Source organism: Bradyrhizobium sp. (assembly GCF_022844465.1).
GTDB lineage: Bacteria > Pseudomonadota > Alphaproteobacteria > Rhizobiales > Xanthobacteraceae > Bradyrhizobium.
The window spans coordinates 73,213-86,088 of record NZ_JALHLP010000013.1 but is presented as its reverse complement, the minus strand read 5'-3'; the positions used below and the strand labels follow the sequence as shown (position 1 = coordinate 86,088).

Sequence of the window (12,876 nt, the reverse complement as noted above, 5' to 3'; positions counted from 1 at the left end):
GAAACGCATGAGACCCGCCGGCAAGGGGCCGCTGGAGTCGCTCTATTTCAACTATCCACGGTTTGCCGCGCGGCGCGTCCCCGAGCTCGACGGCGTCACGCCCAAGCACGCCGTCCTGATCGCCGGCGCCGGTCCGATCGGCATGACCGCGGCGCTGGTGCTGGCGCGCCATGGCGTCAGATGCGTGCTGATCGACCGCAAGGACACCTTCAACGACGGCAGCCGCGCCATCTGCATCGCGCGGCCCAGCATGCATATCCTGGAGCGGATCGGCGCGGTCGCGCCGTTTCTCAACAAGGCGCTCGGCTGGCAGTTCGGCCGCAGCTACTATCGCGGCGAACAGATATTCCGGCTTGAGATGGCGCAACCGCCGGGCGAAAAATATCTGCCGATGTACAATCTGCAGCAGCAATATATCGAGAAGTTCCTGCACGACGCGGTTGCGGCCAGCGACCTCATCGACATGCGCTGGCAGAGCGAGTTGTCGACCATCGAACCTCACGATGATGGCGTATCGGTTCGGATTTCATCTCCGGAGGGCGATTACCGGCTCGACGCCGATTATGTGCTCGCCGCCGACGGCGCGCGCTCGCCCGTCAGATCGATGCTCGGACTGCGGCTGAAGGGCGACAATTACGAAGGCCGGTATGTGATCGCGGATATCCGCACGGACCACGACTTTCCGACCGAACGCCGGGCGTTTTTCGAACCCCGCGGCAACCCCGGCGGCACGGTGCTGATCCACAAGCAGCCGGACGACATCTGGCGCGTGGACTATCAGCTGCGCGAAGACGAGAGCGAGGAAGAGGCCGTAAGGGAGGATAACATCCGCGCGCGGGTCGGCGCGATCCTTGCCGATATCGGGCACACAAAGCCGTGGGAGCTGGAGTGGTGGAGCGTCTATTCCGCCAACACGCTCTGCCTCGACGACTACCGGCACCGGCGCGTCTTCTTCATCGGCGATGCCGCGCACATCGTGCCGATCTTCGGTGTGCGTGGACTGAACAACGGGCTGGCGGACGCCGAAAACCTCGGCTGGAAGCTCGCGCGCGTCCTAAAGGGCGAGGCGGACGACCGACTGCTCGACAGCTATTCGCCGGAACGGCGCGGCGCCACCCTCGATGTCTTCGCCAACGCCGCCAAGAGTACGCGCTTCATGACGCCGCCGACGCGCGGCTGGCGGCTGGCGCGCGAGGCGGCGCTCTCGCTCAGCTTGCGTCACGAATTTCCGCGCGGGCTGGCCAATCCGCGCCAGATGCAGCCCTACACCTATTCGGACAGCCCGCTGACGCCCTATCCCGGACGCGACGCGGAGTTTGCCGGCGGGCCCCCTTGCGGCAGCGCCGCACCGAATGCGAAACTCGACGATGGCGGCCATCTGCTCGATCACGCCGGTTACGGCATGACGGCCATTGTTTTCTGCAAGGGGCAGCCCACCTCCGAACAGACGGCCCTGCTTCAGCGACTCCGCCGGATCGACCGAGGTTTCACTGCGTTGCTGATTGGCGCCCGGGGCTCCGTACCGGAAGCGAATGCCGTCGCGGACGATGACGGCGAGATCGCCCGCCTGTTCGCCGCTGAACCTGGCGCGCTCTACCTGCTGCGGCCCGACCTGCACATCGCCGGACGATGGCAGGCGGCCGTTCCCGCCGAGGTCGCGAGAGCCGCGGGCATTTGCCTGGGAAGCGAGCCGCCATGAGCACGATGCCCTCTGAGGATGTCGAAGCGGCCTATGAGGCGTTGGCCATGGCAATCGATTCAGCCGGCGCCGAGCGCGAAGCGCTGTTCCTGACCCGGCTGGCGCTGGTCCTCGGCCATGAACTCGGGGACATCACGGCGTTCAGGCGGGCCATCAAGACGGCGCTCGAAGACCTGCAATAACGCGACCCGGTCCCGGCGCGATCGCGCGGCCGAAGGCGGCGGCGGATGCGGTGGCGTAAAGGCCGAAATGTCATTCCGGGGCGATGCAAAGCATCGAACCCGGAATCTCGCGGGTCTGGTGCTGACGCACCATCCCGGAATGACATCCCCCTAAGGCCGGATCGCCATGTTCCTCGCCGGGCCTGCCTCGCGAATCGGCTCGGCGAGCCGCGCGAACTCGCACAGCAGCGAACGCGTCTTGCGGGGGTCGATCACCTCCTCGACCCAGAATCTCTCGGCCGAACGGAACGGCGAGCGCAGCTTGTTGAGGCGGTCCTCGATTTCCTTCAGCTTGGCGGCCGGATCATCCGAGGCGTCGATCTCGGCGCGATAGGCGGCCTCGATGCCGCCTTCCAGCGGCAGCGAGCCCCAATAGGCTGACGGCCAGGCATAGCGCATCGAATAGCGGTTGGCCGGCTGATGCACGACGCCGGCAACCCCGAACGCGTTGCGCACGATGATGGTGCACCAGGGAACGGTGGACTGGTTGACCGCGGCCATGGCGCGGACGCCGTGACGGATGGTCGCCGACTTCTCGGCCTCGAGCCCGATCATGAAGCCGGGACAATCCATCAGATAGACCACCGGCAGATGGAAGGTCTCGGCGAAATCGACCCAGCGCACCACCTTCTGGCATGCTTCCGCCGTCCACGACCCGCCATAGTGGAAGGGATCGCTCGCCAGCAGCAGCACGGCGCGGCCCTCCAGCCGGGCGAGCCCGGCAATCACCGGACGGCCGAAATTGGCATTGACCTCGAAGAACGAATCCTTGTCGACCACGGCGCCAATGATCGGGCGCATCTTGTAGACCTGACGCCGGTTGCGCGGCACCGCGTTCAGCAGCGATTCCTCGGCGCGCTCGGGATCGTCGGTGCAGGGCGAAGTCGGCGGCAGCTCGTACACCGAGGACGGCAGATAGGACAGGAACCGCCGCGCCCGCTCGAACGCCTCTTCCTCGGTATCGACGGCGTCATCGACGCCGCCGGCGCGGGTCTGGATCTCGGCGCCGCCAAGCTCCTGCTTGGTCAGGTCCTGGCCGAGCCGCTTCACCACGGGGGGACCTGCGACGAACATCGCGGAGTTCCGGGTCATGACCGAATAATGACTGGCGGCAAGCCGCGCCGCGCCGAGGCCCGCGACCGAACCGAGTCCGAGGGCCACCACCGGCACCCGCGCCATGTTCGCGGTCGTAAACCAGTACCAGCGCGTGCCGCCGACGCCGCCCGGCAGATTGGCGGCGCCCTTGGTCTCGATCGTCTTCACCGAACCGCCGCCGCCGGAGCCTTCGATCACGCGGATGATCGGCAGGCGGAAGTCATGGGCCATTTCCTCGGCCATCAGCGGCTTGGCCGAAATCGAGGCGTCGGCCGATCCACCGCGCACGGTGAAATCGTCGCCAACCACGACCACGGGCCTGCCGTCGATCTTGCCGCGGCCGAACACGCAATTCGCCGGCGTCAATAGTTTCAGTTCGCTGTTTTCGTCGTATTCCGCGACGCCGGAAATCGCGCCGATCTCATGAAAGGAATTCTTGTCGATCAGCTTGTCGATGCGCTCACGAACGGTGAGCCGGCCCTGGTCATGCTGGCGCTTGACCTTGTCAACGCCGCCCATCTCGCGCGCGAACGCTTCGCGCCGGGCGAGGTCGTCGAGTTCCGGCTTCCAGTTCATTCGCATCCTCCGTCTTGATGATCTTGTTGTTATTGGGGGTCGGCGGCGGAAGCGCTTTTCCTTCCAGACGGTTGACGAAGATGTCGCCCTCGGCGCCTTCGAGCAGGCTGCCGATGGCAGCACCTAGTCCGAGCATGTGCGGCGCTACTTCCCGGTGCAGCCGGTTCTCGTCGAACATCGCAGCGAGAAGCCCGATCGTCGCGACGACGTAGGTCTGATATTGCGGCGACCAGATCGGCACCGCCAGACCGTTGATGTGCGGACTCCAGGTGCCGCAAGCAACGACATAGCCATGCTGGCCGAGATGACGGCGGTTGTCCTCGATGCGCGACTTCAACAATGCGGCGCGGTCACCTATCTCCCGCTCCATTTCGGCGATCAAGGCGTTGCCGACGTCGGCGTCGAGCGCGGCGGTGTAGGCAAATCCCGCGGCCGTGCTCGTCATCGAAATCCGGCTGCCGGTGCCCTCGTGCAGGCCGAGCGCGTTCGCCGCCCGCGCAAATTCGAGATAGACCAGATGGAAGCGGTCGGGGATGACGAAACCGACCGTGCCCGGCAACTGCTCGGCGACGTCCTGCAGCCTCAGCCGGATCAGGTTGCGAAGCTGCAACCCCTTCATCATCGACGTGCTCATCGCCACCGCGCTTGGACCGATCCTGTATTTCTGGTCGCGCGGCAAGTAAACGAGCTGCCCCATCCGCGTCAGCGTGTGCGTGAGCCGCGACACCGTCGAGCGCGGCAGGCCGCAGCGGCTGGAAATCTCCAGATTGCCCAACCTGGCCTCGTGACTCTCAAAGCAGCGCAGGACGTCGAAGGCCCGCGACACCACCTGGATCACATCGCCCTCGCCTGAGAGATCACCGGCGAGCATTCCCTGCTTGCTAAGCCGCTCCGAGCGTCTTCCCATGTGTTTTCGGCTCCATTCCGCCGTGCGGAATAAAATTCCACTTGCGTAACAAAGTACCTCAGGCAATCTGCGGCCACAACAAAAAGCCGTTCGCGAGGGCAATTCGTCCGCCAGACGGTCGCGGGGGAGGACGGAATGCCAGAGATCAAGATCGTCACAGAAGTCGCCGGGCGCGTGTGCGCGCTTCCCGTTGAAACCGGAGGGAGCGTCGGCGACGGTGACGAAATCGCCTTTGTCGAAGCCATGAAGATGGAAATCCCGGTGACGTCGACAACGGCGGGAACGCTCAAGGCGATCCTGGTCAAGCTCGACGACGTCATCGCCGAGGGCCAGGTGGTCGCCATCGTCGAATCAGAGACCCGCGATGTGGGCTGATTGTCAGACGGGGACCGGAACTTGCCCCGGTCGTTGCCATCGCCATGCCGCGATGACATGATCCCGCCCATAAAAAACACCCGTAGAAGCCCTTGGAGGAAACATGATGCGTCGGCTGATCGATTCCGTGCCTGCTGCCCTGGCAACCCTGTCGCTGCTGGCAATCGCCCCTGCGCTGGCCGACGAGGTCAAGCTGCCACCCTCTATGGCCATCACCGCCTACGATACCGGCACGGCTGGCTTCAACATCACGGTCGGCGTCGGCAAGATGATGAAGGACAAGCACGGCACCGACGTCCGGGTGCTGCCCGCGGGCAACGACGTGGCGCGGCTGGCGCCGCTGCGCGCCAAGCGCGCGTCGATGTCCGCGATGGGTTCCGGCAGCTATTTCGCCCAGGAAGGCGTGTTCGAATTCGGCGTCAAGGAGTGGGGTCCGCAAGCCCTGCAACTGGTGCTGTCGTCGGTCGACTGCAATGGCGCCTCGCTCGGCGTGGCACGGGACACCGGGGTTACCGAGATCAAGCAACTCAGGGGCAAGCGTGTTGGCTTCGTCGTCGGCTCGCCGGCGCTGAACCAGAACTCGCTCGCGGTGCTGGCGTTCGGCGACCTCAAGCAAAGCGACGTCAAGGTTGTCGAGTTCTCCAGCTATGGCGCGATGTGGAAGGGACTGGTCAATAACGACGTCGATGCGGCCTTCGCCACCACGATCACCGGCCCGGCCAAGGAAGCCGAGACATCGCCGCGCGGCATCATCTGGCCCCCGCTGCCGCACAATGACAAAGCCGGCTGGGAGCGCGTCCAGAAGGTCGGCTCGTTCTTCTTCCGGCACATGGCAACCTGCGGCGCCGGCATTTCCAAGGACAAGCCGATCGAATTGGGGAACTATCCCTACCCGATCTTTGTGGTCTATGCCTCACTTCCCACCGACGAGGTCTATTCCATCACCAAGGCGATGATCACGGGCTATGACGCCTACAAGGACTCCGCGCCCGGCGCGAGCGGCCTGGCGGCCGATCGGCAAACCAAGAACTGGGTGATTCCGGTTCATCCGGGTGCTGCGAAGGCGCTCAAGGAAGCCGGCCACTGGACGGCCGATCAGGAAACCCACAACAACGGGTTGCTGAAGCGCCAGCAAGTGCTGGCCGCCGCCTGGGCCGATTACGGCAAGACCAACCCGCCTTCAGACGACAAGGCCTATCTCGACGGCTGGATGAAGGCACGCGCTGCGGCGCTGGCGAAAGCCAACATGCCGAACGGCTTTGATCAATAGCGCTTGCTTCCGGACTTTGAGCTTGGCCTGGAGCTGAAGGCGAACACCATTCTTTGGGGAAAATGATGTCACCTTCCGCATCCGATGGCGTGGCCGCGCCGGCCAGGCGGATCGAGTTCGAGGATCCGCACGCCGGCATCAGCAACCTGCAGGAGGCCGAGGTTTCGCGCGTGCGCACCCTGCGCGGGGCATGGCGCTGGACGCTGGTGGTCGCAACCGCGGCGACGATCCTCTTGTGCATCAACCAGCAGTTCTCGCTCCGCTTCTTTCTCGGCTATACCCAGCTCAACACCGAATACTTCTATCTGCTGATCGCGCTGATGCTGCCGTTCACGTTCCTGATCTTTCCAGGAACGGGAGCGGCGTCACTCGATCGCATCCCCTGGTACGACCTGCTGCTGTTCGTGGCGACCTTTGTCGCCTCGATCTGGCTGATGCTCAACGTCCGCAAGGCCGCCCAGTTCGGCTGGGAATCGGACGGCGCGCCGCCGAGCGTGATCGCTGCCGGTCTCGTGATGTGGTTTGTACTGATGGAGGCGCTGCGGCGAACCGGCGGCTGGAGCCTGCTGCTGAGCGTGCTTCCCTTTACGCTCTACCCGCTGTTCGCCGGCGCGCAATGGCTCGGGCCGTTCAAGGGGTCGCAACTCACGCTGGAGCAGACCACCGCCTATCACGTGCTGTCAGGCGAAAGCCTGCTCGGCATTCCGATCCAGGCCTTCGCCGATACCGTGATCGGTTTCCTGGTATTCGGCACCGCCTTGATGATGACCGGCGCCGGCAAGTTCTTTATCAACATCTCCTTTGCGATGTGCGGCACATTTCGCGGCGGCGCGGCGAAGGTCTGCATCTTTGCCTCGGGCCTGCTCGGCATGATGTCCGGCTCGATCATCTCCAACGTGTTGACCGCCGGCACCATGACCATTCCGGTCATGAAGAAGAGCGGTTTCCGCGCCTCCTACGCCGCCGCGATCGAGGCCTGCGCTTCGACCGGCGCTGTGCTGGCGCCGCCGGTGATGGGCGCTACCGCGTTCGTGATCGCGCAGTTCCTCAATGTCAGCTACGCCGAGGTCGCGATCGCCGCGATTATTCCGGCGGCGCTGTACTACGCCGGCCTGTTCATGCAGGTGGACTCCTATGCCGCGCGCCACGGGCTGAAGGGCATTCCGCGCGCCGAGTTGCCGAAGATCTGGGATACCATCAAGGACGGCTGGTACTACATTTTCGTCATCGCCCTCCTGATCGTGATGCTGCTGTACTTCAAACGCGAGAGCCACGCGCCGTTCTATGCGACCGCGCTGCTGCTGGTGCTGAACCAGCTCTTTTCCAGGGACACGCGCTGGACGGTTGCGACCATCAGCAAGTTCCTGGAAGTCAACGGCCGCACCTTCGTCGAACTGGTCGGCATTCTCGCCGGCTGCGGCCTCCTGATCGGCGCGTTCTCGATGACGGGCGTGGTGTCCAGCCTCGCCAACGACCTGTTGCGGATCGCCGGCGACAATGCGTTCCTGCTACTCGGCATGTGCGCCTTCACCAGCCTCGTTCTGGGGCTCGGGCTGACGACGACAGCCTGCTACATCTTCCTCGCCATCCTGGTCGCGCCTGCGCTGGAGAAGCTCGGCCTCAACCGGATGGCCGTTCACATGTTCATCTTCTACTGGGGCATGCTGTCGTCGATCACGCCGCCGGTCGCCATCGCCTCCTTTGCCGCGGCCGGCATCGCCGGTTCTCCGGCGATGAAAACGGGATGGGAGTCGATGTGGGTCGGCAGCATCATCTACTTCATCCCGTTCTTCTTCGTGTTGAACCCGACGCTGGTGATGCAGGGTGATAACCCCTATCTCGAAGGGCTCGGGCTGATGGCGCTGGCAGGCGTCGGCACGCTGTTCATCTGCGGCGGCATCCAGGGCTATCAGGCCTTTGTCGGCGACCTCCGCGGCGCGGGCACGCTGGAATGGCCGCTGCGGGTCTTGCTGGTGATCGGCGGCTTCGTCCTTGCCACGCCCGGCGGCGGCATCATGCCGCTCTCGCAATGGCAGATCACCTCGCTCGGATTGGCGATCCTGATTCCGACTGTGCTGCTTGCGCTGCTGTTGATCCGACGTCAGGCGCCGTTACCGGGACAGACGCGTACGCGGTGACGGCGCGGCTGGCGTGGACGACAAAGCCCCAACGCCCTCCTAAGCCCTCGTCTTGCCTCGTCCGTTCTTCGAAGCCGCGCGGCGCAGGGCTTCGGCGAGCGCGCCGTCACCTGACGGCTCCCCGGGCCTGCCCGGCGGCGCCGACGTCGGGACCTTGTCGGCATCGCGCGGCTTGCGTTCCGCCAGCTTCGGGCCCTTGGTTCCGACTTCGTCGTCGAGACGAAGAGACAGCGAGATACGCTTGCGGGCAACCTCGACCTCCAGCACCTTGACCTTGACGATGTCGCCCGGCTTGACCACCTCGCGCGGGTCCTTGATGAAGGTCCTGGACATCGCCGAGACATGCACCAGCCCGTCCTGGTGCACGCCGATATCGACAAAGGCGCCGAACGCCGCGACGTTGGTCACCGTACCCTCCAGGATCATGCCGCGCTTCAAGTGCTTGATCTCCTCGACCCCCTCCTTGAGCACCGCCGCCTTGAACGCCGGACGCGGATCGCGGCCGGGCTTTTCCAGCTCGCGCAGGATGTCGGTCACCGTCGGCAGACCGAACGTCTCATCGACAAAGGACTGCGGCTCCAACTGCCGCACGACCTCGGCATTGCCGATCAGCGCCTTGATATCGCGCTTGGCCGCCGCAAGAATCCGGCGCACCACCGGATAGGCCTCAGGATGCACGCCGGACGCGTCGAGCGGATCCTCGCCACCGTTGATGCGAAGGAAGCCCGCGCATTGCTCGAACGCCTTGGGACCGAGCCGCGGCACCTCCTTGAGCGCCTTGCGCGATCTGAACGGACCGTTGGCGTCGCGATGCTGCACGATGCTCTGCGCGAGCCCCGCCCCGATGCCCGACACCCGCGCCAGCAGCGGCGCTGAAGCGGTGTTGGCGTCGACGCCGACGGCGTTGACGCAGTCCTCGACCACGGCATCGAGCGAGCGCGCCAGCCTGGTTTCGCCGAGGTCGTGCTGGTACTGTCCGACGCCGATCGCCTTCGGGTCGATCTTGACGAGTTCGGCGAGCGGGTCCTGCAGGCGGCGCGCGATCGACACCGCGCCGCGCAAGGTGACGTCAAGCTCCGGCAGCTCTTCGGAGGCAAAGGCCGAGGCCGAGTACACGGATGCACCGGCTTCCGACACCACGATCTTCGACATTTTCAGGTCGGGCAGCAGCTTGACCAGCTCGATCGCCAGCCGGTCGGTCTCGCGCGAGGCGGTGCCGTTGCCGATCGCGATCAGGTCGACGCGGTGCGCGGCTGCAAGCTTGCCCAGGGTCGCCAGCGCCGCGTCCCATTGCCGCTGCGGCTCGTGCGGGTAAACCGCCGTGGTCGCCACCACCTTGCCGGTCGCATCGACGATCGCGACCTTGACCCCGGAGCGGTAGCCGGGGTCGAGCCCCATGGTGACGCGCGCGCCGGCCGGCGCAGCCAAAAGCAGGTCGCGCAGGTTCGAAGCGAACACGCGAACGCCCTCGGTCTCGGCCGCCGTCCACAGCCGCATCCGCAGGTCGAGGTTGAGATGCACCTGAATCCTGGTCTTCCACGCCCAGCGCGCGGTCTCGACCAGCCAGCGGTCGCCGGGACGGCCCTGATCCGCAATGGCGAAGCGCTGCATGATCTGTCGTTCATACGTGCTGGGCTCGCCGGCCGGCGGAACATTCGCCTCGGGCAGCATCTGCAGATCGAGGATTTCCTCCTTCTCACCGCGGAACATCGCGAGGATGCGGTGCGACGGCAGCTTGTGCAGCGGCTGGGAGAAATCGAAATAATCCTTGAACTTCTCACCCGCGAGCTTCTTGCCCTTGCGCACCGTGGACGCCATCAGGCCGCTCGACCACATCTGCTCGCGCAACCGCCCGATCAGGTCGGCATCCTCGCCAAAGCGCTCCACCAGGATGGCGCGTGCGCCTTCCAGCGCCGCGGCCACGTCCGCCACCTGCTTGTCGGCATCGACAAAGCCCGCGGCCACCACCTTCGGATCGTTCTGCGGTTGCGTCAGCAACAGCTCGGACAGGGGTTCGAGCCCGGCTTCCCTGGCGATCTCGGCCTTGGTCCGGCGCTTCGGCTTGAACGGAAGATAGATATCCTCCAGCCGTCCCTTGCTGTCGGCCGCCATGATCGCCGCCTCCAGCGCGGCGTCGAGCTTGCCCTGCTCGCGGATCGAATCGAGGATGGCGATGCGGCGTTCCTCGAGTTCGCGCAAGTAGGTCAGGCGTTCTTCCAGGGTGCGCAGCTGGGCATCATCCAGCCCGCCGGTGACTTCCTTGCGGTAACGCGCCACGAACGGAACGGTGGCGCCGTCGTCGAGCAGCGCCACCGTCGCCGCGACCTGCTGCTCGCGAACGCCAAGCTCTTCGGCGATCTGTCGGTTGATGTTTGCCACGCCAAATCTTTCCACGACCACGGCGGCAGGTGAATCCTCCGCTGCCGGAGGCCGCTTATGGACCATCGCAGATTGCTTCATCAAGGCATCGCGGGAAACAAATTGATCTGTGGATGGCCCTGACCGGGAAAATCAACATGTGCGCGCAACCCCTTGGGATCAACGGGTGAGATAAAGGTGGATCGATGGCGTTGTAATGTGTAAACGAACGCTCCCCCTTGGGAGCATCCATGTCCAGTTGTGGCCTTGATTTCGGAACGTCGAACACGACGCTTGGCATGATCGAAGGCGAGACGCCGGTTCTGGTGGCGCTGGAGGCCGGAGAGACCGCCATACCCAGTGCGATATTTTACGAGACGGACGGCGCCGTCCTGATCGGCCGCGGGGCGGTGGAAGCCTATGTCGAAGGGGCGCCCGGCCGCCTGATGCGCAGCCTCAAGTCGGTGCTTGGAACCTCGCTGATCGACGAAACCACGCGGCTCGGACGCATGCAGGTCAGTTTTCGCGATGTCATCGCCTACTACCTCGGCGCGGTCAAACGCCGCGCCGAACAGGCCTCGGGGCGCGAACTGCGCGACGTCGTCCACGGCCGGCCGGTCCACTTCGTCGACAATGCGCCTGACGCCGATCGCAAGGCGGAGCAGACCTTGAGGATGATTGCACGGGAAATCGGTTTCGACGAGGTTACGTTTCAGTTCGAACCGATCGCCGCGGCCCTGGACTATGAGCGGCAGATCAACTCCGAGCAAGTGGCGCTGATCGCCGATATCGGCGGCGGCACGTCCGATTTTTCAATCGTGCGTCTGGGGCCTAAGCGCCACGGCAAGGCCGATCGCGCCGCCGACATTCTCGCCAATGATGGCGTGCGCATCGGCGGCACGGATTTTGACCGCCAGCTCAGCCTCGGCGTGGTGATGCCGCTGTTCGGCTTCGGCGGCGCCATGAAGCGCGCCGGGCTTGACGTGCCATCGAGCTATTTCCACGACCTCGCGACCTGGTCGAGCATCAACCGCATGTATGAGCCGCGCGTGATCGCCGATATCCGCCAGGTCCGGCAGGAGGCTCGCGAGCCGGAACTCCTCGAGCGGCTGATCCGCGTGGTCCACGAACAGCGCGGCCATACGCTGGCGATGGAGGTCGAAGACGCCAAGATCGCGCTATCCGAGAAGCGCCGGGCGGATATCCCGCTGGAATGGGTGACCCCCGGCCTTGCCGTCGCCATTGGCCGCCCCGATCTCGTCAGTCATACACGACAGTTGGTCGATCGGATCGCGGCACGCGTCAAGAACTGCCTAGGTCAGGCAGGCCTTGCCGCCGGCGCTATCGACGCGGTGTTCCTGACCGGCGGCTCGGTCAAGCTCGCCCATGTCCGCAAGGCGATCATCAAGGCGGTGCCGGCGGCCCGGATCGTCGAAGGCGACATCTTCGGCGCGGTCGGCAAGGGGCTGACGCTGGAGGCACTACAAAGGTACGGGCCACGGGCGTGACATCCATCGTTCGCGAAACTAGTCAGGCCACCACTTCACTCACCGGCTGCAGGTCGATGGCGAAGGTTTCGAGGAACTTCGAGGTCATGATGTAGAAGCCGACCGAGAGCTGCAGTTCGACCAATGCGGCCGGGGTCAGTTTGGCGGCGATCGCGTTGAACGTTGCGTCGGTCGGCTTGTGACGCTTGACGATCTCGTCGGTGAAGGCGAGCGCGGCGCGCTGCACCTCGTTGAAGCAGGTCGCCGCCTGCCAGTTTTCAAGCGCCTCGTTCTGTTCGTCGGTGACGCCGACGTTCTTGCCGATCCGCTTGTGGGCGACGATTTCATAGGGCGCCTCGCACAGGATGCCGGTACGCGTGATGGCAAGCTCGCGCACGATCGGGTCGAGTTCGCCCTTGTGCCTGATGGCCCCGCCCAGCCGGCAGTACTGCTCGAAATAGCTCGGCGAGTGCGCCATCATGCGGAAGATATTGGCGTTGCGGTTCTTGCCGAGGATTTCGCGGGTACGTTCGCTGGCCTTGGCGGGATCGCTGTACTCAATGCGGGCCATTCGTTACCTCGGGGTTGCTTTTGGTTTTTCTGATTTGAAGGCCGGATCATGCCCTGCGGCTGGGGGTGGATCAACCATTGTGTTGCAGCGGATTGCGGCCGGAATAACTCACAGGCCCGTGTGTTTCCGCCGATAGCAGGATCTGCCACTATCCCGCGCCACGCGCCCTTCCGGGAAAC

10 protein-coding genes are annotated in these 12,876 nt (G+C 64.8%); 6 read left to right on the top strand and 4 right to left on the bottom strand.

Annotated elements, in window-relative coordinates:
- Nucleotides 1-7 precede the first annotated feature (7 nt).
- A complete protein-coding gene (locus Q0D31_RS18175) occupies nucleotides 8-1,699 on the top strand; it encodes an FAD-dependent monooxygenase (RefSeq protein WP_291854036.1) in 1,692 nt (563 codons plus the stop codon).
- The gene (locus Q0D31_RS18170) at nucleotides 1,696-1,881 is read left to right on the top strand and encodes a hypothetical protein (protein ID WP_291854034.1); all 186 of its coding nucleotides are present in this window, start codon (nucleotides 1,696-1,698) and stop codon (nucleotides 1,879-1,881) included. Before Q0D31_RS18175 ends, Q0D31_RS18170 begins: the two co-directional genes overlap by 4 nt.
- 150 nt (nucleotides 1,882-2,031) lie before the next feature.
- On the opposite strand, the gene Q0D31_RS18165 is transcribed toward Q0D31_RS18170, so the two are convergent.
- Both Q0D31_RS18165 and Q0D31_RS18160 read right to left on the bottom strand, forming a co-directional pair.
- Complete coding sequence (locus Q0D31_RS18165) at nucleotides 2,032-3,591, bottom strand: carboxyl transferase domain-containing protein (RefSeq protein WP_291854032.1); 1,560 nt, start codon at nucleotides 3,589-3,591, stop codon at nucleotides 2,032-2,034.
- Entirely contained in the window at nucleotides 3,521-4,498 is a 978-nt protein-coding gene (locus tag Q0D31_RS18160; RefSeq protein WP_291854031.1) for a helix-turn-helix domain-containing protein, read from the bottom strand. The genes Q0D31_RS18165 and Q0D31_RS18160 overlap by 71 nt, the downstream gene beginning before the upstream one ends.
- Nucleotides 4,499-4,633: 135 nt before the next feature.
- Between Q0D31_RS18160 and Q0D31_RS18155 the strand changes: the two genes are divergently transcribed.
- The 3 genes from Q0D31_RS18155 (at nucleotide 4,634) to Q0D31_RS18145 (ending at nucleotide 8,281) form a co-directional block, all read left to right on the top strand.
- Nucleotides 4,634-4,873: an acetyl-CoA carboxylase biotin carboxyl carrier protein subunit gene (locus Q0D31_RS18155; protein ID WP_291854029.1), complete on the top strand. Its 240-nt coding sequence runs from the start codon at nucleotides 4,634-4,636 to the stop codon at nucleotides 4,871-4,873.
- Between the two features lie 103 nt (nucleotides 4,874-4,976).
- Complete coding sequence (locus Q0D31_RS18150) at nucleotides 4,977-6,143, top strand: TAXI family TRAP transporter solute-binding subunit (RefSeq protein WP_291854027.1); 1,167 nt, start codon at nucleotides 4,977-4,979, stop codon at nucleotides 6,141-6,143.
- 65 nt (nucleotides 6,144-6,208) lie between these two features.
- Nucleotides 6,209-8,281, top strand: coding sequence for a TRAP transporter permease (locus Q0D31_RS18145; RefSeq protein ID WP_291854024.1), 2,073 nt, complete (start codon nucleotides 6,209-6,211; stop codon nucleotides 8,279-8,281).
- A 39-nt stretch (nucleotides 8,282-8,320) separates the two neighbouring features.
- Here the strand turns inward: Q0D31_RS18145 and Q0D31_RS18140 are convergent, their stop codons facing one another.
- Nucleotides 8,321-10,660 (bottom strand): Tex family protein, encoded by a 2,340-nt coding sequence (locus Q0D31_RS18140; RefSeq protein WP_291854022.1) that lies wholly within the window; start codon nucleotides 10,658-10,660, stop codon nucleotides 8,321-8,323.
- Nucleotides 10,661-10,890: 230 nt separating this feature from the next.
- Here Q0D31_RS18140 and Q0D31_RS18135 point away from each other — a divergent pair, with 230 nt between their 5' ends.
- Nucleotides 10,891-12,147 carry an Hsp70 family protein gene (locus Q0D31_RS18135; RefSeq protein WP_291854020.1) on the top strand — a complete coding sequence of 419 codons (1,257 nt, stop codon included), beginning with the start codon at nucleotides 10,891-10,893 and terminating at the stop codon, nucleotides 12,145-12,147.
- Between the two features lie 22 nt (nucleotides 12,148-12,169).
- Here Q0D31_RS18135 and Q0D31_RS18130 read toward each other — a convergent pair whose 3' ends face one another.
- On the bottom strand, nucleotides 12,170-12,697 hold the full coding sequence (locus Q0D31_RS18130) for a carboxymuconolactone decarboxylase family protein (RefSeq protein ID WP_291854018.1): 528 nt from the start codon (nucleotides 12,695-12,697) through the stop codon (nucleotides 12,170-12,172).
- Nucleotides 12,698-12,876 lie beyond the last annotated feature (179 nt).

Coding starts and splice junctions, on each gene's coding strand:
- Q0D31_RS18130 (WP_291854018.1), bottom strand. CDS start 12,697: ATGGCCCGCATTGAGTACAGCGATCCCGCCAAGGCCAGCGAACGTACC.
- Q0D31_RS18175 (WP_291854036.1), top strand. CDS start 8: ATGAGACCCGCCGGCAAGGGGCCGCTGGAGTCGCTCTATTTCAACTAT.
- Q0D31_RS18145 (WP_291854024.1), top strand. CDS start 6,209: ATGTCACCTTCCGCATCCGATGGCGTGGCCGCGCCGGCCAGGCGGATC.
- Q0D31_RS18135 (WP_291854020.1), top strand. CDS start 10,891: ATGTCCAGTTGTGGCCTTGATTTCGGAACGTCGAACACGACGCTTGGC.
- Q0D31_RS18160 (WP_291854031.1), bottom strand. CDS start 4,498: ATGGGAAGACGCTCGGAGCGGCTTAGCAAGCAGGGAATGCTCGCCGGT.
- Q0D31_RS18150 (WP_291854027.1), top strand. CDS start 4,977: ATGATGCGTCGGCTGATCGATTCCGTGCCTGCTGCCCTGGCAACCCTG.
- Q0D31_RS18165 (WP_291854032.1), bottom strand. CDS start 3,591: ATGAACTGGAAGCCGGAACTCGACGACCTCGCCCGGCGCGAAGCGTTC.
- Q0D31_RS18155 (WP_291854029.1), top strand. CDS start 4,634: ATGCCAGAGATCAAGATCGTCACAGAAGTCGCCGGGCGCGTGTGCGCG.
- Q0D31_RS18170 (WP_291854034.1), top strand. CDS start 1,696: ATGAGCACGATGCCCTCTGAGGATGTCGAAGCGGCCTATGAGGCGTTG.